Below are 22376 nucleotides of genomic sequence, written 5' to 3'. Positions count from 1 at the left end.
GACGTACAGCTACACCGGGAGGACTTCCTTGAGCAACCACGGCGACGCGGAGCAGATCGCGCTGGCCTGCCGGGTACTGGCCCACCAGGGGCTGGCCGAAGACATCCTGGGCCACGTCAGTGTCCGCGGTGACGACGACACCCTGAGCGTGCGCTGCCGAGGCCCGCGCGAGCGGGGCCTGCTGTTCACGGAGGCCGAGGACGTGCACCGGATCGAGCTGGAGGGCACACCGCGACCGCCGGCCGGATACGCGGTGCCCAACGAGCTGCCGATCCACCGGGAGATACTGCTGGCCCGACCGGACGTGCGGGTCGTCGTACACGTCCACCCACCCGCCGTGGTGGCGGCGGACCTGGCGGGGCTGCCGCTGCGTCCGATCATCGGCGCGTACAACATCCCGGCGATGCGCCTTGCCGACCGAGGGATCCCGGTGTACCCGAGGGGCGTACTGATCAGCTCTTCCGAGCTGGGCAAGGCACTGGCCGGCACGCTCGGCGACGCCCCGGTGTGCGTCCTGCGCGGTCACGGCATCGTCGCCACCGGGGAGACCGTCGCCCAGGCCGTGGTGCGCGCTCTCAACCTGGAGTCGCTGGCACGAATGACGCTGCACGCGACCAGCTCCGGGAACCCGGTTCCGGAACTGAGCGAGGAGGACATCGCGGAGTTGCCGGACCTCGGTCCCGGGTTCAACGACGACCTCGTCTGGCGCAGCGCGGTGGCGAAACTCGAACACGCCGGGCACTGACCGGAACCGGCCATGCGTCCACTCGCGAGTCACAGGCGGGCGGGCAGACACCAGATGACGAGGCGAGCCGCCAGGTAGGACAGCAGCACGGAGGCGGCCAGGTACAGGCCGAACTGTCGCATGACCGCCAGCTGGCTGAGGCCGAGCACAACGAACGCGGCAACGGCACTCGCCACCGCGAGCCCGACCGCCCTGTGCACCGATCGCTCCCCGTGCCCCTGGCAGAGCAGGACCGTGAACTCGCACCCCACCGCGGCGGTGAGCGAGCCGAGAGCCACCGTGAAGGGAGTCAGCCCTTGGCCGCTCAGCTGCACCAGCCACAGCCCCCAGCCGGTCGCGAGCAACGCGGCGAGGACCGCGCGCCCCGCGTCCGACCGACGACGTAGGCCGAGCGAGAGCATCACGCCGGCCGCGACGATTCCCGCGACGTTACCCAGGTAACGGCCGGTGGAGACCGAGTCGTACGACGCCGCCGCCAGTACGGGAAGCCCGGCCAGCTCCGCCCGGTAACCCGGTGGCGGGGGCGGGAGGACGCCACGCACCGTGTCCAGCAATGCACCCTGCTCCCCCAGGTCCTGCAGTCGCAGTCCGAAGAACGCGGCCGATCGCCCGGCGTCGGCGCTGACCACCGCCCCGCTCAGGTACGGCGGCACCAGCTGCATCGCCGAGGTGATCTCCGAGCTGGTCGGATCGGGCCCGAGGAAGCGCAGCAGGTCGGGAAGCGAGGCTGCCTCGGTGAGCCGGTCACCACAGCACGCCGACACCGCCGTCGACGCTTCCCTGGACCATCGCAGCGCTTCGGCGGTGAGCACATCAGGGCCTTCGAGCGCGACCGCCGCCTCACCGGACGAGCCCAGCACGTGTTCGGCATGTTCGGCTTCCGCCAACGGCGCCAGACCGGCCGCGAGTCGCACGGGGTCGGCTTCGACGGGCAGATTCGGCAGCGAGAACGCGCCCGCGCATGCCCCCGCGAGAAGCGACGGGCATACGTCCCGCGCACGATCCCGGCCTTCGACAGCTGCGGGCGGCATGGCTGTCGCCCCTTCACACCTCAGCGCTGGACGGCGGGACACCGGCCTGTTTCTTCACCGATGCTGTTGATCTCGGCGTTGGCCCGTGTGTCGCCGGCGTAGTCCACCTGATCGGTACACCGGACGCCGGGCCGATGTGGAACCCCGCCTGTCTGCTTCGGCGCGGGGCAGGCCCCCGTGGCCGACCGCGCCGAGTTGATCTCCGCATTCGACCGAGGATCGTCGGCGTAGTTGAACTGGTCTGTGCACGATACGTCCGACTTCCGCGGTGCGACCGCGGCCGCATGCCGTGGAGCAGGGCACTTCCCGGACTGTGAGCCGATCGAGTTGATTTCGGCGTTGGGTCGAGGGTCCCCGGCATAGTTGATGCGATCAGTGCATTTCGCGTCGCTCGCTGAACCGCCTTCCGCGCGCTTCGACACCGTCGATGAACTCGCGGCGGGCGCCGGGGGCGTACCCACTGACTGCTCCTCTTCCCCGGAACCGCCAGGCCCACAGGAAGAAGTCAGGATCAGCAGCGATCCGACTATCACAAGTCGGGCGTACCTCGTCATTTTTCCCGCTCCCAGCTGACACTCAACGGTATTTGATCAACTACCGTCGCGACTATCTCCTGCCGGACAACGCTCTCGCGTCGGCGAAAATTACCTAGCCGAATCGTGTGGGACCGGCGACGCCACCCCGCGACGGTGGCCACGTCGAGCGCTACGAGGCCCGTGCTCCTTGTTTTCCTTGTGGCTTCGCGGGCCTCGTCCGACCGGCCCGTAACGTTGCCCGGTGTGACTGATCCAACGGCCCGCGGCACCCGAACGTCTGGTCTCGATCTGCACCTGGGCCCCATCAGCGAAACTGGTCGCAACGTCCGTGCAAGCCTCATGGACGCCTTCCGCGAAGCGATCCGCACCGGCCGTCTGGCACCTGGATCGCGGCTACCGCCGAGCCGCGTGCTGGCGACCGACCTCGGGCTCGGCCGCAACACAGTCGTCCGGGTCTACTCCGAGCTGATCAACGAGGGGTGGCTCACCGCGTTGCACGGCTCGGGAACCGAGGTGTCGCGGCGTTCGTCGGAACTCCCGAGCGGTTGGTCACGACCGCGGCCTCCAGCGGCGCGACCGAGGTGGGTGCACGACCTCAGGCCTGGATTTCCGGACCTGTCGTCGTTCCCGCGAGACGAGTGGGTTCGTGCGGTGAAACGTACGGTCACCACCTCTCCGTTCGAGGCCTTCGGGTACATCGATCCACATGGCCGGGGCGAGCTGCGCGATGCCGTCGCTCGCTATCTCGCTCGAGCCAGGGGCGTGCACGCTCACGCGGACAACGTCATCGTCTGCAGCGGTGCCGCGCAAGGCCTGCGTCTCGTCGCCGCGGTGCTCGTGAACGCCGGGGTCACGAAGGTCGCGATCGAGGAGTTCTGTCTCCATACCCAGCGACCGGCGTTGCTGAAAGCCGGAATCGAGCCCGTCCTGCTTCCCGTCGACGCCGACGGTGCCGACACATCCGTATTGGACGATATGCCTGACGTGGGCGCGGTACTGCTCACGCCGTCGCACCAGTTCCCCCTTGGAGTCGCGCTGCAATCCGATCGACGCGCGGCGGTCGTGGACTGGGCACGCCGGCGGGGCGCGCTGATCATCGAGGACGATTACGACGGCGAGTTCCGCTACGACCGGTCTCCCGTGGGCGCGCTGCAGGGACTGGATCACGATCGCGTGATCTATATGGGAACCGCAAGCAAGTCACTGGCTCCAGGACTACGCCTGGGCTGGCTCGTCGTTCCTGATCGTCTGGTCGGCCCGATCGTCGCGGAGAAGGGGTGGGCGGAGGATTCTGTCGGGTTCGTCAACCAGTTGGCAATGGCCGACTTCATCGACTCGGGGGCCTACGACCGACACATCCGCGCGATGCGCACTCGATACCGCCGCCGACGTGAACAGCTCATCGAGACGGTCAACCGGCAGTCACCCGCGACACGCATCGTGGGGATGTCCGCTGGACTGCAGGTCCTCCTCGAACACCCCAGCCGGACCGGCGCCGAACTCGTCCGCCGCGCGACTCGCGAACAACTAGCCGTCGAATCCCTCGACTTCTTCCGCAACCCCGACTCCACATCGGACCGCGACGGCCTGGTCGTCGGATTCGCCGCCCCCTCCCCCAGCGCCTGGACAGGCAGCCTCGACGCCCTGATCCGCACACTCCGATAACCGATCAGGCCTGCGCCGGCGGCGTGCACCAATGCTGGCTCGCCCCCGGACTCGATTGGTTCCCTTTTCCACCGTCCAAGTGGCCCCAGATAATGCACCAGCGCCTGACTAGCCTCGGAATCGCGCTGACCGCCAGAAGCCGATTCAGCGTGTAGTTCGAATACACAGAGGAGTTCTGATGGTTGGGCACGCCAATGGCGAACAGGGGGCGGAGGGACGTACGCGGACGCTGTCTTTGAAGGCTGCCGCTCAGCGGGCACGTGTGTGGTCGGCCGTGACAGTGTTCGCGCGTCTGGCGTTGGCCGCCGGCTTCCTCTCGGCCGTTGCCGACCGGTTCGGTCTGTGGGGCCCGCCGGGGACCGGGTCGGTCGGATGGGGCGATTTCGCCACGTATACCGCCTATGCGCACTCTCTCTCGCCGTACATACCTGACGGGCTTCAAGGCGCCACCGCATGGGCGGCGACCATTGCGGAATCGACGATTGGCCTGGCTTTGCTCGCCGGTGTCCTCGTGCGCTGGAGTGCGTTGGCCGCGACGGGGTTGTTGCTCGGGTTCGCGATGTCGATGGGCCTGTTCCTCGGCTGGACAGCGCCGTTCAGCTACTCCGTGTTCGCCGCCGCGGCCGCTTCCTTGTTAGTGGCCATCGCGCCTGTGAACACGTTCGCGCTCAGCGTCGACCAGATTTTCAGCAGAAACGTGCACGGGCATCGTGACGGCCAGACCACGCAATAACCGGTCCCCTACAACACCAATTCGTATACCCGGCTCAGCCGAGGACGTCCGCGCCCAATCACCTGCCGTCACGCCGTCTCCACTGGGAGCAGTCATGGTTCCATCACAGATCGTCGGCCGACTTCTGGCCATCGCCGCGCTCGTCGGCGCAACCGCCTGTGGCTCGAACGACGAGCGCGCCGCCACGGCGACCACGCCACCGAGCGCCGCCCCGGCGGCTAACACGGCCTCACGGCCGCCCTCGGTGAACATACTTCTTCAGCAAGCCCTTCCCAACGCCGAAGGCAAGACGTTCACGTCGCAGGTCGTAAGTTTCCCGCCAGGTGCAGCCGCACCGCCGCATCGTCACGGCCAGGCTTTCGTGTACGCCTATGTCCTGAAAGGCACTGTCCGAAGCCAGGTCGACGACGATCCCGCGACCACCTACCGCCAAGGCGAGAACTGGTTCGAACAACCAGGTGCCCATCACGTCGTCGCCGCCAATGCCAGCACCACCGAACCAGCCGAGCTGTTGGTCGTCTACGTCTCCACCACTGGAGACTCCCTCCAGTCCAACGATGCCAACTGATGGCCGGGGACTCTTCTCACTTCATCGGCCCGGTCGCGGGTAGGGGCTGCCGACATCAGCGCCGCTCGTCCCGCTGACGGCCGCACGGTCGACTTCGTCGTCGAGCCCATCCCGAGTCGGCTGCCGGAGATCGTCGACCGGGTGCGGGAGGGGTGGGCGCCAGACGAGTACGGCAACGGCGCCGCCGAGGGCGGCGGCTGTGATGGCGAAAGGGATGGGGATGAGGGGAACAGGCCGGCCTCGCGGGCCTGAGCCAGGGTGGCCTTGACGTCCACGGCGACCATCTCGCCGTCACGGGTGGCGTGCTCGACCGGCTGCCGGCCGGCGGCGCCGGAGATGGCGAGTACCTGGCCTTCCCACGGGCGACAGACCGAGCATTCCTGCACGTTGTCCGACACGATCACGAGGTTTCGGCCGGCGGCTTGTAGCCGGTCGATCTGCGCGTCGGTCGTCGCCCGCTGCGCCGCTGTGCGGGTGGCCATCTCGACGTAGCTGGACAGCTCCCACCGGCGGCCGGATCGGCCGGTGAACCCGGTGACACCTCGGTCTGCAGTGTCCACATGGCTCGTTGTAAGGCCTGCCGGCGGGTGTCGGCGCCGACGAGCACGCTCGGTGTGGCACGCAACATGACGTCTCGGTAGGCGTCGGTGCTCGTGCGCAGGATCGCGTGATGCGCCTCGGTGACCAGGTCCGTGACGCTCGCCGCCAGTCGGTCGAGCGCCGCACGGTTGAACTGCTCGCCGGTGCCGGACGTGGCGCCGAGCAACGCCGCCAGTCCGGCGAGCGCGGCCCGCGCGCCAAGCTCGGCGGCCTGGTCGAGCAGTTCGCGCAGCAACGTCGGAGTCTGGCCGTCGAGGGCGCGCACGACGCGTTGGGCTTGTCGCCGTATCGCGCGAAGTGCGTCGAGCTGGACTGCGGGTGCGTTGGGGTCGCCTCCCCGGTTGATCGCACGTCGGACCTGGTCGGCCAGTGTGCCCATGAGCGCGGCCTCGGCGTCCGCGTAGACGCGTGCGAGCTGGGCCGCGGGGTCGGCGGTGGCCATCGATCCCCCGGTGATCTAGCGAACCCGTTCTCAAGGGACATTCACTGGCAGGCCTATGTAGAGTTACTAACTCTACATAGGTATATTTGCGCGCATGCGCCAATCGAAGCAACTCGTCGCCGTCGCCATCTCACTGATGCGCGACCCGAATCGGCACGTGTATGGCTACGAGCTGGGCAAAGAATCCGGCGTCCGGTCCGGTGTCCTCTACCCCATGCTGACCAGGCTGCTTGAGGCTGGCTGGCTGAGCGACGGCTGGGAGGACCAACGAGAGGTGCACGGTCGCCCACCACGTCGGTACTACGAACTGACCGACGCGGGACGGATGGAACTCGGGGCGGTCATCGCGCGCGCGGAGAACACGAAGTTCGCGCCCACCTCTGGACTTGGGTTCGCGCAGTGAACGAGATCGAGGGCCTGCTCCAGCATCTGACGTCCGAGGGGTTCCTCATTACCTACTTCACCGCGGCCGCCGTGTTCGGGTTCGCGCCGGGATTCTTCCTCCGAGCCGTAGTGCTGCCGTGCTACCCCAAGGAACACCCTCGACGCCAAGAGCTTGCCGCAGAGCTGTACGCGGTGCCGCGCCTCCGCCGATGGTTCTGGGTGCTCGAACAGTTTGAGACCGGCCTGTTCGACGGCCTCAACGACCGCGTCCGTCGCCGCAGCAAGACCAGGAGGCACGACCTCAAGGTGGTGGTCTTGAGGGAGGGCCAGGCGGTTAGGCGTATCGAGATAACGGAGCAGAGCCTTACGGCTTGGCTTCCCAGACACCCAGCCATGTACGTGGAGTCAATAGAAGGCCCGATTTCACGGCGGACCGCGCGCGAGATCGCTCGCCGCAGGAGGCTGCTGGCGTGAACTTGATGCTCTCCCTAGCGATCGGCACATTCGTGGGAGGTGGGGTCATCATGCTCGGGGCGAGCTTCCACCCCAGCCAGTTCACCAGCAAGATTCTGCGCTTGGTCACCCGGTTCTATCCGACCAAGGACACAGAGCGTGACGCCGCGCTCCTGGCCGACATGCTCTACCTCCCCGCTCACAAGCGAATCTTCTTCCTGCTCGGCCAGCTTGAGGGACTCATCCACGAGCACGTCCACCGTTGGCGCAACCGGCAGCTCCGGCCTAAGCCGAAGGCCGAACCTCGATGGATCGACATCACCGACACGGGGGTCGAGATCGTCCAGGGCCACGATCCCGTTCGGGGCACCCCCTGGTTGCGATACCGAGATCGCCGAACCGGCGAGTCGCTGTTCGCTGTGGGCCGAGAGGTGCGCGACCCCCTAGGTCGCGTCCGTTACGTCATCGCGCACTTCCCCTTTCTGGCCTGGACACCGCGCGAGAGCGGCAAAGACCCAGCGGAATGAAGACCCTGCTCTCTCTACAGCGGGTGAGCCAACTGACGCCCCAGTTCGTCCAACGCAGGCCGCCCGGCGGCAACTACCTCGTCAAGCTGGCCGTTAGCGAGCCGGAGAGCGCGCTGGATCTGGTGCGGCAGTCGGTAGGTCGTGGCACCGGCAATCGCAGCCAGTAACGCTTGCTCGGCGCCTTGGCGGTCGCCGACGGCCAGGAGAACCTCGCCGGTCGTCACGTGCCCGATCACCTGCCACTGCGGAGCCGCTGGCAGTTCGTCCTGCACTTCGCCGAGGAGTCTCGCTGCCAGCGGCGCACGGCCGGTGGCAGCCAGACCGCGTAGCTGGACCTCGCGGAGCGTGAAGCGGTTGCCGAACATGCCGGAGGAGCCGGCGGGGCCGTCCAGCTGGCGCTGATAGGCATCGATGGCCTCATCGAATAGCTCGGCGTGTCCCGTCTCGCCGGCCGCGCGGGCGAGCATCGCGCACGCGGCGCTTCGTGCCTCCGGGGTCTGCGACAGGGCGACCGCGCGCCGCAGTCGACTGACTGCGGCGGCAAGGTGGCCTGCCTTGCGTAGCTCGTTGCCGTGCATGGCCAGGGTGTGCGCCAACGTCGTTTCGTTATCGAGTCGCTCGGCGACCACGAGCGCTTGACCTGTCCACCGCGCCGCCGTCGATAGCTTCTCGTCCGGCAGGACCGTGCCCAGCGCGACCCCGAGGGAGACTCGCGCGCGCCCGAGCAGGCCCAAGGACTCCCGGTCGGCGAACCCGTCAGCGGCACGTGCTTCGAGTCTGGCCACCAGCGGCCACAGCTCGTTGATCGCGTCCACCGCACGCCCGGACTGCCTCGCTATGTCTGCCAGGCTCAGGATCGAACCCGCGAACTGCACCATGGCCAGATACGTTGCGTCGTCAGGCTCGGTCACACCGAGGACGTGCACCGGCACACCGAGCGTGTGGGCGATGTGGCGCAGCGCCCCGACGTCGGTGATCGCACGGCGGCGGGTCTCGATCATCGAGATGTAGGTCTTGTCGTAGCCGAGGACAGCGGCGAGCCGTTCCTGACTCAGGCCGTTGATCCGCCGGTACACCCGCAGAATCTGGCCGAGGTCACGACTCCGGAGCGCGGCACTGGCCTGGTCGCTCGACCACAGCCACATCGCCGACGGTCGACGACCGAGGCTCTCCGGACCGCCCACGGTTACGACTCGGGGGTCTGGCTGTACACGCGGTACCAGTTGGCGATCGACCGCTTGTACCCATCGGGCATGTTCAGGCCGGCAACTTCCTGCTCGGTGAACAAACCAACCTCTTTGTGCTCGTGCGACAGGACCGGTTCGACGGTGTCCTGGGAGTAGCAGCCGTAGGTCACGATGAACACGTGCTTTTCTGCTGCGTTGATGTAGTACATCCACGTATCGAGGATCGGCCCGACCGTGACCTTGCACTGTGTTTCCTCGGCGATCTCGCGACCAACGCACTCCTCGGGGGTCTCACCGATCTCGATGCGACCACCCGGCAGTTCCCACTCCTGTCGCTCGTTCTTGAGCAACAGCACGCGGCCCTCCCGCAGCACGACTCCCTTGACGGAGATCGGGAACATCAGCGGCTCGTACGTGGTGGATTGCACAGGGGCCGGCCCTTTCAAGAACAACGGATTTCGGGATGCGGCCGAACCTAGCAGCAGGTCACACGTTCACCGGGTCCTTTGAGGTTGACAACCTGTCACTGGCTCTTCGCCCGTAGTCACGGTGTGCTGAGTGCAGTCCTTGGAGGTGCACTCATGCTCGAACTATCCCCTCACCGCTGTTCATCGGTCGCCGACATCCTCACCGATCTCGCTCAAGCTGGGATCGCGTTGCTGACCGATGTCTCTGGCCCGACAGACCTACTCAGTCTGGCCTCGGCGCTCGGTGTCCTCGCGCCCCACCGAGACAGCAGACCCGACGGCGTCACCGTCATCGAAGACCGAGGCGCCACCGAGAGCGGCATGGTCGCCTTCACCCGGCAGGGGCTCGCCCCGCACACCGACCGATCCAGCATTCCCGTACCGCCGGGCCTGGTACTCACCGCCTGCGGATATGTCCCGGTGGCTGGTGGCGAATCTCTGCTGGCCGATGGCAAAGCGATCTATGACGAGCTGGCCAGCACGAGCCCGGCAGCGCTGGAAGCCTTCTGCACGCCCCGGTCCGCGCTGTTCGGCAGCGCCGATGGATACCTCGGCAGCATCTTCACCCGCCAGGGCGACAGGGTGTCGATCCGGTTGAGGACCGATGACCTCGTGCGGTTCGGCCCCATCGTCAACACCCATATGTCGACGTTGGAAGCGGCCATCGAGAAGCACACCACGACGATGCCGATGCCGGCCGGATCCGGGTACGTCATCAACAACCTGCGCTGGTTGCACGGCCGCAACGACTTCCGGGGCCGCCGTCTGCTGTACCGCGTCACCGCGAACCCGCACCCGCTCGCCTTGGTTCCCGGGTTTCGCTCCGTGCTGGCGGCCCCGAACAGGGCGAGCCGGTGAAGTACCACATGCATGCGCGCCTGCATCGTGGTCCACTCGGTCAACCACAACGGAACGACCTTCGCACCCAGGACGCCGACGACCTGACAGAGGTCGAGCAGACAGCGAAAGAACTCGCGGCGGACGGATACACGGTCTGGATCTACGACCACGGCAACGCGGCTGTTTCACCAGGCGGCAGCAACTATCGGACCATCCTCAAGTACACGCCAGACGGCCGGCTGGTCGATCTCCGGTGACCGCTCTCCCGCTGTCAGAGCACGCGGGGCGTTCAAGGTGGTACATGCGGCAGCCCCCACCTGCGCCGGGCCGGACGTGCCTGACCAGCGCCCGCATCGACGGTCAGATTCGGTGGGTCATCGTCGCCGTCGGGGTGTCGGCGACGGAGGACACCATGCCACTGCCACGGCTCGAATGACCCAGCTGAATGCCTGTCGTGCTGCGGCTCAGGCCACGTCCTGGTCTTCCTCGTTGCCCTCGTCATCTGGCCGGCCGAACGTCGCTGCACAACATGGCCGGCGACTCTTCTCACCTCATCGGCCCGGTCGCGGGTGAGGGGCTGCCGACATCAGCGCCGCTCGTCCTGCTGACCGCCGCACGGTCGACTTCGTCGTCGAGCCCATCCCGAGTCGGCTGCCGGAGATCGTCGACCGGGTGCGGGAGGGGTGGGCGCCAGACGAGTACGGCAACGGCGCCGCCGAGGGCGGCGGCTGTGATGGCGAAAGGGATGGGGATGAGGGGGTCGACGAGGGTGAGAAGCCCAGCCACGGGCAGAACGGTGTTGACGACACGGTCGGCGTGGGGCCTGATCGCGAGGACCCACACGCCGAGGACGAACACAGCCAGCGGAATCGTGTAGGCGAACGCCGCGTAGGACTGATGCAGTGTGGTGTGCGCGGTGAGGACGTCGATCTCGACCTCGATGCCGGCCGAGAACGCGCGGGCGGCTGCGAAGATCAAGAAGTGCCCGTACACATAGGGCAGGGAACCGGCGACGTCCTTGATCGCGTGGTGATGGGGCGGCCAGAAGTACAGCCACCACATGGCCGCCGTGGCGGTGAGCGTGAGCACAGCGATGCCGATGAGCGGTCCGAGCGACTCGGTGTCGTGCACGGCGTCGATGATCGCGTTGGCGGAAGCCAGCAGACTCTCACCGAGAAGAATGAGGGTGAACAGCCCATAGCGCTCGGTGATGTGGTGTGGGTGCCACGGTGTGGTTCCGGTGCGCTCGGCGATGATCGGTACGACGAGTTCCGCGGCGAGGAGCACAACCAGCGCGACGGTGACCTTCCCCTCGGGAAGCAGCAGGCAGACGAGCCACAGGAGCTGCACCAGTGAGATGCCCACCGCGTAGATGAGCGTGGTCCATCGTGTGGAAGCCGAGGACCGGGACGCGCGGAGCCACTGGGCGACGAGTGCCACGCGCATGACGACGTAGGCGACGATGAGCACCGAGTAGTCGCGCTCGTCGAACGCCGGGCCGACACCCGAGGCGAAGACGAGAACGCCTCCCATCTGCAGGATGGTGAGCACCCGGTACAACCAGTCGTCGGTGTCGAACGAGGTGGCGAACCAGGTGAAGTTCATCCAGGCCCACCAAAGACCGAAGAACACGAAGCAGTAGCCGAGAATCCCGTCGCGCACGTGGCCCACGATGAGCGCGTGGTGCAGCTGCGCGGCAGCGGTGCCCACCGCGACGACGAAGACGAGGTCGAAGAACAGCTCCAGGGTGGATGCGGTGCGCCCGGCTTCGGTCGGGTCGCGGGGCACCATCGGGACGAGCCGGAATCGGAAGTCAGATGTCATGACGTGGTTCTCTCTGCCCGAGGGTGTCCACGCCTGGAGGAATCTCGAGTGCACCAGCTCGGGTGACACCCTCACCAAGGTATTTGTCGATCAGCTCCGGACCGGGCGGGCCACCCGGTCCGGCTGATCACGTTGCCGTCTTCAGGGACGAACGCGGATGATGGTCTTGCCCTTGACCCGCTCGGTCGGGTTGAAGGCGGCCACGGCGTCGTCGAGCGACGCGACCTTCCCGATGATCGTGCGCAGGCGCCCTTCCCGCACGCGCTGGGCGATCTCGCTCAGCTGGGCGCGGTCGGCCTCGACGACGAAGTCGATCGCCAACCCGTTCACCGGCCGTGCCTCGGGCGGACCGGCGATCGTGACCAGCGTGCCTCCCGGGCGCATCAGGCACACGGACCGCTTCTGGATCTCCCCACCGAAGATGTCGAACACCAGGTCCACTTCGCCGACGTCGGCCAGGGAGTCGTCCTGCAGGTCGACGAACTCGTGCGCGCCGATGTCGAGCGCGGTCTCCCGATCAGCGGCGCGCCCGGTGCCGATCACATACGCTCCCGCCTCACGCGCAAGCTGCGTCACCATCGACCCGACTCCGCCCGCGGCGCCGTGCACCAGCACACTCTGCCCCACCTGAAGGCGGCCGTGCACGAACAGACCCTGCCACGCGGTCAGACCCGAGATCGGGAGACTCGCGCCCACCGTGAAGTCCAGATCACCCGGCAGCGGAGCAAGGTTGCGCGCCTCCATGGCCACGTACTCGGCCAACGTGCCGTCACGGGTCCAGTCCGCGAGACCGAACACCCGCTGCCCCACCGACAAACCCCGCGTGCCATAGCCGAGAGCGCACACCACACCCGCAACCTCGTGCCCGGGAATCGACGGCGTCCGGTCACGACCAAGACGATCGGTCCACGTCCCGTCCCAGTCCAGCTCCCCCGGAGTGAACCCCGACGCGCGGACCTCGACCAGCACATCGTTGCCCGCCGCCTCCGGCAACTGACGCTCCGCCAACGTCATCCCGGCCGTACCAGCGGCCTGATCCGACACCACGATCGCCTTCATCCCGCACGTTCCCCTCGTCCAGTACACACAACGACATCGCGTCAACCCGCCTGAACACGGCGGCCCAGATGGTCGACGCTAACGCCGTCTCAGCACGAAACCTGGGTCCACTTCGGACTCGGCAACGGGTACCAATCAGGTGGGGGTGTCACTGGAGATTCCGCTGGGCGCATCGTCGGCCGAGTTTCGGCCTCGCCGGCGGTGATCGTGACGTGCTCGTCAGCTCGTTGCCCGCCGCCTCGCCGAAATCGGTCCACAACCCGAAACCGTCACTCCGCGAAAGGCTCGAACCTGACCGGAGATCCGGCTCGCCGCAACCCACCTCCGGTTCTCACCGTCGTCAGGTGAGGGTGCTGCAAAGACACGTCCGTCCCGCCGCCGCCTCTTATGGTTGCCGTCACACACAAGGGCAAGGCCCCAGGCTCTCACCCCGTCCGGCGCCCGCGGGAAGCGTTCCCGGTGCGTCGGACGGGTCGGCGAACTTGCAGGCGAGGGCAGCGGCGGAATGATGGTTCCGGCTATCGCGTTCACCCTGGGGTGAAGGTGGATATCTGGTCTGACGTGGTGTGTCCGTGGTGTGCCATCGGGCGGGCGCGGTTCGAGGCCGCGCTGGCCGGGTTCCCGCACCAGGACGAGGTGACGGTGCGCTGGCACAGCTTCGAGCTCGACGGGCAGGCGCCCCGGGAGCGCACTGGGCCGCTGGTCGAGCACCTGGCCGCGAAGTACGGCATGAGCGTCGAGGACGCCCTCAGCCGGCATCGGCAGATGACCGAAACCGCGGCGGCAGACGGCCTGGAGTTCCACTTCGAGAAGGCCCGCCCGGGTAACACCTTCGATGCCCACCGTCTGCTGCACCACGCGCTGGAGACCGGCGGCCCCCAGCTGCAGGACCGGCTCAAAGAGCGGTTGTTCCGTGCCTACCTCACCGAGGGCGAGCCCATCGGTGACCCCGACACGCTGGTGCGAGTGGCCGCCGAGGTCGGGCTGGACGCCGACGGCTCCCGAGCGGTGCTGCTCAGCGACCGGTACGCCGACGCGGTGCGCGCCGACGAGCTGCAGGCCCGCCGCTACGGCATCACCAGCGTCCCGTTCTTCGTGGTCGACGAAAAGTACGGGGTGTCCGGTGCGCAGCCCGCCGCCGCGCTGCGCGAGGTGCTCGACACGGCGTGGGCCGAGGCGAATCCGTCGCCGCTGGTCACCCTGCCCGGCGCACCGTCCGACGACGGTGGGGCCTGCACCGACGGCAGCTGCGCGATCTGAGCACCGCGCTGGGTGAGCGCATCAGCGCATTGTCACCGCCCGACACGCGAGCGAATCCGCCAGAAACTCGAGAGTTCAGGCCGTTGCGGCGCCAGATTGCGCCGGTGCCAGGGCCGCATGAGCGCAGCCGACCAGCTCGGCCGAACGTTGGAGCACGGTGGAACCTTCGGGGCTTGAGCGAAGTGGTCGCCACTGAAGCGAGCGTTGAGGATCGGCCGTAATGCCGCGGCGAGGGACCTGTCAGTGCGTCTGTTCGGACATGACGCTGCCTGGCGTTGTGCGGCCCTTACTGCTCAGCGGGAGCATCACTCCGGGTTGAGATCGGGCCGAGGACCACAACAGCGCCCACCGCTGGGTTTGTCGCAGCCGGCGATGCCGGTGGTCGGTGGTGAGCGGCATGCCGAGGTAGACCGCGGCTCCGTTTCCAGGTCGGGTCCATAGCTATCGAGTCACGCGCGTGACCGAGCTGTACCGCGGGGAGGCGGTTTCCAGGTCGAGCGTCGTTTATGGCCTGTCGATGCCGGTTGGGCATGCTCGCGGGGTGCGGCGAGGGTGCGTTCGGAGGCGGCGAGCGATGAGGACGCCGTCCGGCTGACTCCAGCCGGACCCGGAGACCGACCGACTGGTCCGGCAAGGCTGTTCCCGAGACCTTCGTCGGCTCATACAGCGGCTGGTTCGAGGAGGCAGAGATGGCAGAGGGACGCTTTACAAACCAGGTTGTGATCGTGACCGGCGCCGGATCGGGCATCGGAGCGGCCACGGCGCGCCGCTTCGCGGCCGAGGGTGCGACCGTGGTCGCGGTCGGACGGACCGAAGAGAAGCTGCACAGGACGGCCGCGAGCGCGGAAGGGATTGTCGAGGTCGCGGTCGGCGACGTCTCCGACCGCGAGGCGATCACGGCCGTCATCGAAGGGGCAGCGGCACGACACGGACGGGTCGACGTCCTGGTCAACAACGCCGGCATCGCCGCCATCGGAACCGTCGAGCAGCTCGATCCGGCGGACTGGCGCGAGGTCATGGCGGTCGACGTCGATGGCATCTATTTCTGCTCCCGGGCCGCCCTGCCGCACCTGCGCGCGGTCGGCGGCTGCATCATCAACGTCGGATCGGCATCCGGGTTCGGCGGGGACTGGGGCGCGGCCGTCTACAACACCGCGAAGGGGGCGGTCGTCAACCTGACCAACGCGATGGCCGTCGACCACGGAGCCGAGGGTGTGCGGGTCAACGCGGTACATCCGTCGCTGACCGATACCGAGATGGCGGCGATGAACATCGATCGTGAGCCCGTCCTGAACGCGTTCAAGGAACGGATCCCGATGCGTCGCTACGCCCAGCCCTCAGAGGTCGCGGCCGTGATCGCATTCCTGGCCAGCGACGACGCCTCCTTCGTCAACGGCGCTCACATCCGCGTCGACGGCGGGGTGGGAGCCACCAGCGGCCAGCCACGCTTCATCTTCTGAGGACAGCGGAGCGGGCTCGATCTCGACCAGCAACTCCGACCATCCCCAGGTGGTCGAACAACACACCTCACCGAAGTAGGCCGGTTGCCATAACGGTCCTCGTCATCAGGTTGGCCTGTTGGACGTCATCGTGAACGTCCCCATCAATTATCCGCGGCCGAATCGGATCGCCGCGAAATCGTCAGCTCGACAGGAACTGTCGTACCGCTTCGCGACCGGCGGCTCCGTTGGCATGGTCCTGGGTGATGTGTCCCGAGCCGGGAATGATCACGAGGCGACCCAGGCGCGCGCGGGAGACTTCGGCCCGGGCATCGGAGAGCGGTGTGTTGAGGTCGTGGTCGCCGGCGAGCACCAGCACCGGCACCGGCGGCAGGTCACGGCCGGGAGCGAAGCGCACGATCGGCGTGGCCGGCCACTGCTCGCAGGCCACGATCTGCCCGTTGCCGAGCGCGGTGTCCCGGTCGAACGGGTAGAACGCCGTGTCGGGAAGCCGGCTGACAGCGACACCGGCCGCCGCGACGCGGCCGGTCACCGGTGTGTCCGCCTCGCCCCACGGCCCTGGCATGTCCTGGCAGATCGCGGCGGTGTGCAGGCCCTGGCTGAGTTGCTCAGCGGTAGCGGCCGCGTCTTTCTTGCCTTGGGCGACCATCGCGTCGAGCAGGGTGGGATCGCCGAGGACAGCGCTGTGCAGGGCGGCCGGCACGCCACCGAGGTCCGGGTGGCCGCTGGACAGCCCACTGATGGTGTCGAGCAGCTCGACCCCGTCGTGGCGGCGCGCCACGAGCTCGCTGAGGTCCTTGGCCGGGTCGGTGGTGCAGCCGGTCTCCTTGCAGACCGTCCCGAGCACCTCGGCGGTGCGGGCGAAGCCGGCGAAGTTCAGCATGTCGAAGCCGTCGTGGGGCACGACCGAATCCAGCACCAGGCGGTTGACCCGGTCCGGATAGGTGATCGCATACCGCTCGGCGACGAACGAACCGTAGGACGCGCCGTCCAGGCTGAGCTTCTCGACACCGAGAGCCTGGCGTACCAGGTCAAGATCGGCGACGGTGTCCGCCGTGCCGTAGAACCGCCGGCTCTCCCCTATCGCCCGGGCGCACGCCTGAACCGAACCGGGCGGCGGCACCGCGAAGTCGGAGTCGCCGACCCCCTCCTGCAGCGCTGGGCAACGCAACGCGTTCTGGCCCGTTCCGCGCCCGCTGATGAACACCAGGCGGTAGTCGCGCAACACCGCCGGATCGAAACCGCTGGTGATATCGGCGGTCAGCGGCACCCCGGGTTCACCCGGGCCACCGACCAGCCACACCAGCACCCCGCGCGGAGCATCCTTGTTGTCGGCCACCGACACCTGCAGCCTCAGGTGGCCATCGGTCTTCGGGCCCGGCAGCAGTCCGTGGTCGAGCGGTACGTCCAGGCTGCCACAGTGGAATGCGATGGTGACCGGGACGTTCGGCGGCACGCCTGGTGGGTCGGCGCCGATGTCTCCCAGCTCGGCCTTCGAGCACTCATGCAAGCCGTCCAGCGCCAGATCGTCGGGGGAGAACACCCCGCATCCGGCCAATCCTGTCAGCAACACAGCGGCCGTAGCGAGCACTCCCACCCGCCAGCTCACACGTCGCCGAAGAACCACTATCGAGCGCCAGATCATCGGGCGACCGTAGGTCGCCGCGATCGACGTTCGATCAACGATGCACCGCGTTCCGCCGAGGCTCCCAGCGACACCGGTGGTGGCAGAGCCCCGAGCTATGTGACCGACTCGAAACGGATCGCGGAACTAGTCCCGTCCGACTTCACAGGGTGTTGAATCGACGAGTTCGGGTCGCGTCGACCTCAGGAAGGGTGTCTATGACGCTGCGGAGGTGACGCCGCATGGCCGCCTCGGCGGCCTCCGGATCCCCCGCACAGAGCGCCTCGATGATCTCCAGGTGCTGGGGAAGGGAGACCGAGGGACGGCCGGGGTGCATGGCCAGTTGAAACTGGTGCCGCACGTTCTGAGCCCGTAGTCGTTCGAGGATGGAGCCCGCTGTGCTCTGTCCGGCCAGCTCCCGGATCAGAGTGTGAAGCTGCTTATTCAGATCCGAGTAGTCCAGGAGGTTGCCGGTCGCTACCGCGGCCTGCATCGCGGAGCCGATCGCCCGGAGTTGGCCACGGCCGTTCTCGGTCAGCTGTCCCGCTGCTTTCGCCGCGCACAGACCTTCCAGGACCATCCGGACCTCGGTGATCTCGATCGCCTCGACCAACGAGACAGCCCGCACGCGCGCGCCTCGGTTCTGCAGTCGTTCGATCAGGCCCTCACTGGTCAGTTCGAGCAGCGCGGTGCGGACGCTCGCTCGGCTGGCGCCGAAACGCTCGGACAGATCAGCCTCGATGAGTCGCTGGTTGGGGGCGAACTCGCCGCCGGCGATGGCAGCACGGAGCGCGTCGACGACCGGTACCGCCGGATCGTTCCCGTCCAGGCCGGGGCCCCCCGTCGCCGTCATCGTCAACAACCTCCGCGTGCGGATCGGTAACAAGAATGATGCTCTCACGGTACTGGCGGTTCTCTGTCGATCTCGGACCTCGATGCTCCGGTTCGTGTCCAGTGCCGGACATCGAGTCATGAGCGGGGGAAAGCCGCGCCGTCGAACAGCGAACGAGCGGTGCGAATGATGGCCGAGCGCCGCACTCGTGGCGGAGTGACGTCGTGGTCGAGGGTGATGTCGACCTCCAGCGAACCGCTCGGGTGCTCGATGGCGAGCGGGGAGCCGTCGGGCGGGAGGGCCAACAGCTCGTGGCCCACCGCGCCGTCGATCAGTGCCGCGGTGGCCACGCTGACCGCGCCGAGGACACCGATCGACGGGTGCGGTCGGATCGGGATGAACGTACGGGTGCAGAGGGCGCCACCGGCACGCGCGGCGGCGAGCAGTGTCGTCTTGGGAACGGAACTGGATCTGACGTCGCCGAGCCCCATCAAGGTCGCCGCCTGGGTGCGCAGGCTCTGGATCCGCTCGGCCAGCGTGGTGTCGGCCCCCAGCTCGTCAGGTGACTCGTAGCCGGTGAGGCCGAGGTCGGCGGCACGTGCCAGCACGACAGGCATGCCGTTGTCCACACAGGTCACCTCGATGCCGTCGATCTCGTCGACGAGCCGCCCGGTGGGCAGCAGGCTGCCGCAGACGGCGCCCTCGGTGTCGGTGAACTCCAGCGCGACCGCCGCCGCCGTGCCGGGCACCCCGGCGATCGCGGTGTTCCCGCTGTAGTCGATGCGCCCGGCGGGGGTGGCGAACGTCGACACCGCGAGACCGCCGGTGTTGACCAGCCGGACCCGGACGCTCGTGTGTACGTCGCCCGGCGTGACCAGGCCACGCTCGACGGCGAACTGCCCCACGGCGGCGAGCAGGTTGCCGCAGGTCTGGCGGTCCGACACGGTCGGCGTCTCGATATCCACCTGCAGGAACAGGTAGTCGACGTCGGCGTCGGGCTCGGTCGACGGTGCCACCACGGCGACCTTGCTGGTCACCGGTTGGGCGCCGCCGAGGCCATCGATCTGTCTGCTGTCCGGGCTGCCCATGAGCCGTAGGAGGAGGTCGTCGCGTCCCGAGGGATCCGAGGGCAGATCAGCGGCGAGGAAGAACAGTCCCTTGGACGTACCGCCCCGCATCAGCATGCACGGCACCGACGCGACACTCATCGCTGCCACTCCCCCGACTCGGCGGCGCTGAGGTACTCGACACCGAGCTGCGCGAGGGTGACTCGGAGGTGGTAGCGGTCGAGGCCGAGTTGACCCTGGCGGAAGGCCTGCCGGGTGGCCTCCTCCTTCTCCAGCCGGGCGCGACCGGCCGCCAGTGCCTCGGCGACCCGCGCGCGCGGTACGCACACGACGCCGTCGTCGTCGGCGAGTACGGCGTCGCCGGGCCGGACGAGCTGGCCGCCGACCACGATCGGCACGTTCACCGCGCCGGCGGTGGCCTTCACACTGCCCTGCGCACTCACCGCGGCGGACCAGGCGGGAAAGCCCATGGTCCGCAGGTCCGCCACGTCGCGCACGCCGGTGGTGGTGACCAGTCCTCGCACCCCACGATGAGCCAGTGCGGTGGCGAACAGCTCGCCGAACAATCCATCCACGCACGGCGAGGTGGTGGTCACGACGAGGAGGTCACCGGGCCGGCACTGCTCGACGGCAGCGTGGATCATCAGGTTGTCCCCCGGCCAGCACAGCACGGTGACCGCCGTACCGCCGATGCGTGCTCCGTCCTGGATGGGGCGCAGCCCGGGCCCGAGGTAGCAGCTTCGGCCGAGTGCCTCGTGCACGGTGGCAACACCGAGTGCGGCCAGCTCGTCGACGTCGGTGAGATCGGCGCGAGGCGGATCGGTGATGACGACCTTGTCCGTCGAGGTGCTCATGCGAGCTCGCCGGTGACCTGGGGGTAGAGCCGGACGTAGGCCTCACCCATGGTTGCGTGTGCCAGGCCGAGGTTGGGGCCGGCGTTGCGCTTGAGCTGTACCCCGCGACGGCGGGCCAGGTCGGTGTAGTAATCCCACATGTGCTGCTGGGCCGGGAGGCATTCCATGGCCTTGCGTTTGCGCCCGAACACCTCCGTGATGTCCAGCAGCACGTCGGGGCGGAAGTCGCACTGCTCGGGCTGGTGCGGCTCGAAGAAGAACACCGGCGGGGCACCGAGCGGCTCGCCGGGGGCGTCGTAGCCGATGGCCTGGGCGAGTACGCGTGCCTGCAGCGCCATGCGTGCCGCGGCGGGATGGTCACCGTTGTAGGGGTCGGCCAGCGTGTGGGTGAGCACGACCGACGGGGTGAGCTCGCGGAAGATCCGCACGAGCCGGTCGGTGAGCTCCTGGGACTCCACCAGCGGGTAGTCGCCCGCGTCGAGGAAGCGGACCTCGGCGCCCAGCGCGGCGGCCGCGTTCTCCGCCTCCTCACGGCGCATGGTCTTGATCTCGTCCAGGCCACGACCCTCGCGCCAGGCACGGGCCGACTCGCCCCGCTCCCCGAAGCTCAGGCACACCACGGTCGCCCGCCGGCCGCGCTCGGCCGCCAGCGCGATCGCGCCGCCGGCACGCCACACGAAGTCACCGGCGTGCGCGCTGACGACCAGTAGGCCGCCGTCGTCCGTCGTGGTCGGTCCGTGCGCCGCCGCACCGGACGTCGGTTCTGCCATCACTGCTCCTCCTCGCCCCGAACGGGGCCACGATTCGTCATGATCAAACTGTCGAGCCGGCGGCACTGGGGTCAGGCACCCACCGGTCGTGTACGCGCGGCCTCTCCGAGCCGTATCCGTCGGGTGCTCGGGCCGAACAGGGCCAAGGCGAGAACCCCGACCAGCCAGGTTGCGGCGATGAACACGAACACGCTGGTGTATCCGCTGCCGTTGTAGAGCACCGCGATGATCAACGGGCCGGCCGCGTTCGACAGACGGCCCAGCCCGTAGGAGATGCCGGTGCCCAGCGAGCGGCCGTGGGTGTCGAACAGCTCCGGGGAGTAGGCGTACGCCAGAGCCGTGTAGCCGCGTTCGATCAGGTTCACCAGGAAGCCGAACACGACGATCAGCACCGGGTTGAACGTCAGCCCGTAGAGCAGGCCGCAGACCGCGATGACCGCGCCGAAGACCGCGAGGCACCACTTGCGCTCGAACCGGTCGGTGACCAGGGAGGCCAGGTAGGAGCCGAGCGGGGCACCGATCGTCGTGAGCGCGACGTAGAAGATCGACTTCTCGACGCTGAAACCCTCTTTGGCCAGAAGCGTGGGTGCCCAGCTGGAATAGCCGAAGAAACCGATGGTCTGTGTCACCCAGAGCACGGTGAGCAGCAGGGTCGGCGCGAGGTATCTCTTCCGCAGCAGTAGCCGTAACCGCGCCTTGGCCGGCGGCACGTCGGGCACAGCGGCCGGGGCGGCCGGCTCAGGCAGCGGGCCCGTCTCGGCGGCGACCTGCTCCTCGATCTCCCGCAGTACCGCGTCGGCGCGCGCGTACTCCCCGCGACTCTCGTACCAGCGCGGTGACTCCTTCAGCTGACGGACGAACACCAGGAAGAACATGCCGAGCGCGCCCCACAGGTACACCAGTCGCCACGACCAGTCGGTCAACGGAACGACCGCGCTGGCGATCAGGTTGGTGACCGGCGTGCCACAGATGCCGACCGTGATGGCGTAGGCCTGGTACTTGCCACGACGAGCGGCCGGATACAGCTCGCTGACGTAGATGACCGCCACCACCGTCATCGCGGACAGCCCCGCGGAGGTCAGGAACCGGAACGCACCCAGCGACACCGTGCCCCAGGAGAACACCGAGGCGAAGGAGAAGAACCCGAAGAACATCGTGGTGAAGGTCAGCGCGTTCTTGCGCCCCCATCGGTCGGCGATCCAGGCGGCAACCACCGAGCCGAGGAACATCCCCACGAACGACACCGAGGTGACGTAGGCGATCTGGTTGACCGTGACGCCCCACAGCGAGATCAGCCGGGGCGCGGTGACCGCGAAGCTGTTGATGTCCGCGAACTCGAAGAAGTACGCGAAGGACACGGCCACCAGCGTGGTCCGGTGGAAGCGGGCGATCGGCAGCCTGTCGAGCCGGTTGGCCGCGTTCGAGCTCTGCATGTCAACGCCTTTGTC

General features: G+C 67.9%; 23 protein-coding genes and 1 pseudogene. 12 read left to right on the top strand and 12 right to left on the bottom strand.

Annotation, left to right across the window (positions count from 1 at the left end; genetic code table 11):
* Positions 1 to 28 precede the first annotated feature (28 nt).
* Positions 29 to 745, top strand: coding sequence for a 3,4-dihydroxyphthalate decarboxylase (gene phtC / locus G406_RS0108865; protein WP_028933545.1), 717 nt, complete (start codon positions 29 to 31; stop codon positions 743 to 745).
* A gap of 29 nt (positions 746 to 774) precedes the next feature.
* Here the strand turns inward: phtC and G406_RS45670 are convergent, their stop codons facing one another.
* Complete coding sequence (locus G406_RS45670; RefSeq protein ID WP_156934751.1) at positions 775 to 1776, bottom strand: hypothetical protein; 1002 nt, start codon at positions 1774 to 1776, stop codon at positions 775 to 777.
* A 689-nt stretch (positions 1777 to 2465) separates the two neighbouring features.
* Here G406_RS45670 and pdxR point away from each other — a divergent pair.
* The 3 genes from pdxR (at position 2466) to G406_RS55510 (ending at position 5278) form a co-directional block, all read left to right on the top strand.
* Positions 2466 to 3977 (top strand): MocR-like pyridoxine biosynthesis transcription factor PdxR, encoded by a 1512-nt coding sequence (gene pdxR / locus G406_RS0108850; RefSeq protein ID WP_245607058.1) that lies wholly within the window; start codon positions 2466 to 2468, stop codon positions 3975 to 3977.
* A 178-nt stretch (positions 3978 to 4155) separates the two neighbouring features.
* The gene (locus G406_RS45655; RefSeq protein ID WP_211241083.1) at positions 4156 to 4710 is read left to right on the top strand and encodes a hypothetical protein; all 555 of its coding nucleotides are present in this window, start codon (positions 4156 to 4158) and stop codon (positions 4708 to 4710) included.
* Positions 4711 to 4804: 94 nt separating this feature from the next.
* A complete protein-coding gene (locus tag G406_RS55510; protein WP_084215892.1) occupies positions 4805 to 5278 on the top strand; it encodes a cupin domain-containing protein in 474 nt (157 codons plus the stop codon).
* Here the strand turns inward: G406_RS55510 and G406_RS59670 are convergent.
* Positions 5230 to 6257, bottom strand: a pseudogene (locus tag G406_RS59670) (phage minor capsid protein). The gene G406_RS55510 and the pseudogene G406_RS59670 sit on opposite strands and share 49 nt — an antisense overlap.
* A gap of 157 nt (positions 6258 to 6414) precedes the next feature.
* On the opposite strand from G406_RS59670, the gene G406_RS0108830 reads away from it, so the two are divergent.
* From G406_RS0108830 to G406_RS0108820, 3 genes are read left to right on the top strand one after another with little or no spacing between them, the layout of a single operon-like run.
* The gene (locus G406_RS0108830; RefSeq protein ID WP_028933542.1) at positions 6415 to 6723 is read left to right on the top strand and encodes a PadR family transcriptional regulator; all 309 of its coding nucleotides are present in this window, start codon (positions 6415 to 6417) and stop codon (positions 6721 to 6723) included.
* Complete coding sequence (locus tag G406_RS0108825; RefSeq protein ID WP_028933541.1) at positions 6720 to 7178, top strand: hypothetical protein; 459 nt, start codon at positions 6720 to 6722, stop codon at positions 7176 to 7178. Before G406_RS0108830 ends, G406_RS0108825 begins: the two co-directional genes overlap by 4 nt.
* A 50-nt stretch (positions 7179 to 7228) precedes the next feature.
* Positions 7229 to 7684, top strand: a complete 456-nt coding sequence (locus tag G406_RS0108820; protein ID WP_156934750.1) for a hypothetical protein — start codon at positions 7229 to 7231, stop codon at positions 7682 to 7684.
* Between the two features lie 14 nt (positions 7685 to 7698).
* Here G406_RS0108820 and G406_RS55165 read toward each other — a convergent pair whose 3' ends face one another.
* A complete protein-coding gene (locus G406_RS55165; RefSeq protein ID WP_211241096.1) occupies positions 7699 to 8829 on the bottom strand; it encodes a helix-turn-helix transcriptional regulator in 1131 nt (376 codons plus the stop codon).
* A gap of 41 nt (positions 8830 to 8870) precedes the next feature.
* Positions 8871 to 9272 carry an NUDIX hydrolase gene (locus G406_RS0108810; protein WP_051341883.1) on the bottom strand — a complete coding sequence of 134 codons (402 nt, stop codon included), beginning with the start codon at positions 9270 to 9272 and terminating at the stop codon, positions 8871 to 8873.
* Between the two features lie 180 nt (positions 9273 to 9452).
* Here G406_RS0108810 and G406_RS45640 point away from each other — a divergent pair, with 180 nt between their 5' ends.
* The 3 genes from G406_RS45640 to G406_RS59320 are packed head-to-tail and all read left to right on the top strand — an operon-like array spanning position 9453 to position 10614.
* Positions 9453 to 10196, top strand: coding sequence for a TauD/TfdA family dioxygenase (locus G406_RS45640; protein WP_051341845.1), 744 nt, complete (start codon positions 9453 to 9455; stop codon positions 10194 to 10196).
* A complete protein-coding gene (locus G406_RS0108800) occupies positions 10193 to 10435 on the top strand; it encodes a hypothetical protein (protein WP_028933538.1) in 243 nt (80 codons plus the stop codon). The genes G406_RS45640 and G406_RS0108800 overlap by 4 nt, the downstream gene beginning before the upstream one ends.
* Positions 10436 to 10479: 44 nt before the next feature.
* Positions 10480 to 10614: a hypothetical protein gene (locus tag G406_RS59320; RefSeq protein ID WP_281172409.1), complete on the top strand. Its 135-nt coding sequence runs from the start codon at positions 10480 to 10482 to the stop codon at positions 10612 to 10614.
* Positions 10615 to 10724: 110 nt separating this feature from the next.
* On the opposite strand, the gene G406_RS45635 is transcribed toward G406_RS59320, so the two are convergent.
* The gene (locus G406_RS45635; RefSeq protein WP_245607056.1) at positions 10725 to 12002 is read right to left on the bottom strand and encodes a low temperature requirement protein A; all 1278 of its coding nucleotides are present in this window, start codon (positions 12000 to 12002) and stop codon (positions 10725 to 10727) included.
* A gap of 141 nt (positions 12003 to 12143) precedes the next feature.
* Positions 12144 to 13061, bottom strand: coding sequence for an NADP-dependent oxidoreductase (locus tag G406_RS0108785; RefSeq protein WP_028933537.1), 918 nt, complete (start codon positions 13059 to 13061; stop codon positions 12144 to 12146).
* A gap of 543 nt (positions 13062 to 13604) precedes the next feature.
* On the opposite strand from G406_RS0108785, the gene G406_RS0108780 reads away from it, so the two are divergent.
* Together G406_RS0108780 and budC are read left to right on the top strand one after the other, a co-directional pair.
* A complete protein-coding gene (locus G406_RS0108780; protein WP_051341882.1) occupies positions 13605 to 14321 on the top strand; it encodes a DsbA family oxidoreductase in 717 nt (238 codons plus the stop codon).
* 689 nt (positions 14322 to 15010) lie between these two features.
* Complete coding sequence (budC, locus tag G406_RS0108775) at positions 15011 to 15781, top strand: meso-2,3-butanediol dehydrogenase (protein ID WP_028933535.1); 771 nt, start codon at positions 15011 to 15013, stop codon at positions 15779 to 15781.
* Positions 15782 to 15962: 181 nt separating this feature from the next.
* Here the strand turns inward: budC and G406_RS0108770 are convergent, their stop codons facing one another.
* The 6 genes from G406_RS0108770 to G406_RS0108745 form a co-directional block, all read right to left on the bottom strand.
* Positions 15963 to 17351: an alpha/beta fold hydrolase gene (locus G406_RS0108770; protein ID WP_169736655.1), complete on the bottom strand. Its 1389-nt coding sequence runs from the start codon at positions 17349 to 17351 to the stop codon at positions 15963 to 15965.
* A gap of 217 nt (positions 17352 to 17568) precedes the next feature.
* Positions 17569 to 18258, bottom strand: a complete 690-nt coding sequence (locus G406_RS0108765; RefSeq protein ID WP_051341843.1) for a GntR family transcriptional regulator — start codon at positions 18256 to 18258, stop codon at positions 17569 to 17571.
* A 116-nt stretch (positions 18259 to 18374) separates the two neighbouring features.
* Positions 18375 to 19445 carry a 4-oxalomesaconate tautomerase gene (locus G406_RS0108760; protein WP_037075772.1) on the bottom strand — a complete coding sequence of 357 codons (1071 nt, stop codon included), beginning with the start codon at positions 19443 to 19445 and terminating at the stop codon, positions 18375 to 18377.
* Positions 19442 to 20158 (bottom strand): 4-carboxy-4-hydroxy-2-oxoadipate aldolase/oxaloacetate decarboxylase, encoded by a 717-nt coding sequence (locus tag G406_RS0108755; protein ID WP_028933531.1) that lies wholly within the window; start codon positions 20156 to 20158, stop codon positions 19442 to 19444. The genes G406_RS0108760 and G406_RS0108755 overlap by 4 nt, the downstream gene beginning before the upstream one ends.
* Positions 20155 to 20928, bottom strand: coding sequence for a PIG-L deacetylase family protein (locus G406_RS0108750; protein ID WP_051341842.1), 774 nt, complete (start codon positions 20926 to 20928; stop codon positions 20155 to 20157). Before G406_RS0108750 ends, G406_RS0108755 begins: the two co-directional genes overlap by 4 nt.
* A 71-nt stretch (positions 20929 to 20999) precedes the next feature.
* Positions 21000 to 22361, bottom strand: coding sequence for an MFS transporter (locus tag G406_RS0108745; RefSeq protein ID WP_028933529.1), 1362 nt, complete (start codon positions 22359 to 22361; stop codon positions 21000 to 21002).
* Positions 22362 to 22376: the final 15 nt, after the last annotated feature.

This window comes from Actinospineispora spinosispora DSM 44797 (genome assembly GCF_000429025.1).
GTDB classification, from domain to species: Bacteria; Actinomycetota; Actinomycetes; order Mycobacteriales; family Pseudonocardiaceae; genus Pseudonocardia; species Pseudonocardia spinosispora.
This window is presented reverse-complemented; position numbering and strand designations above follow the sequence as displayed.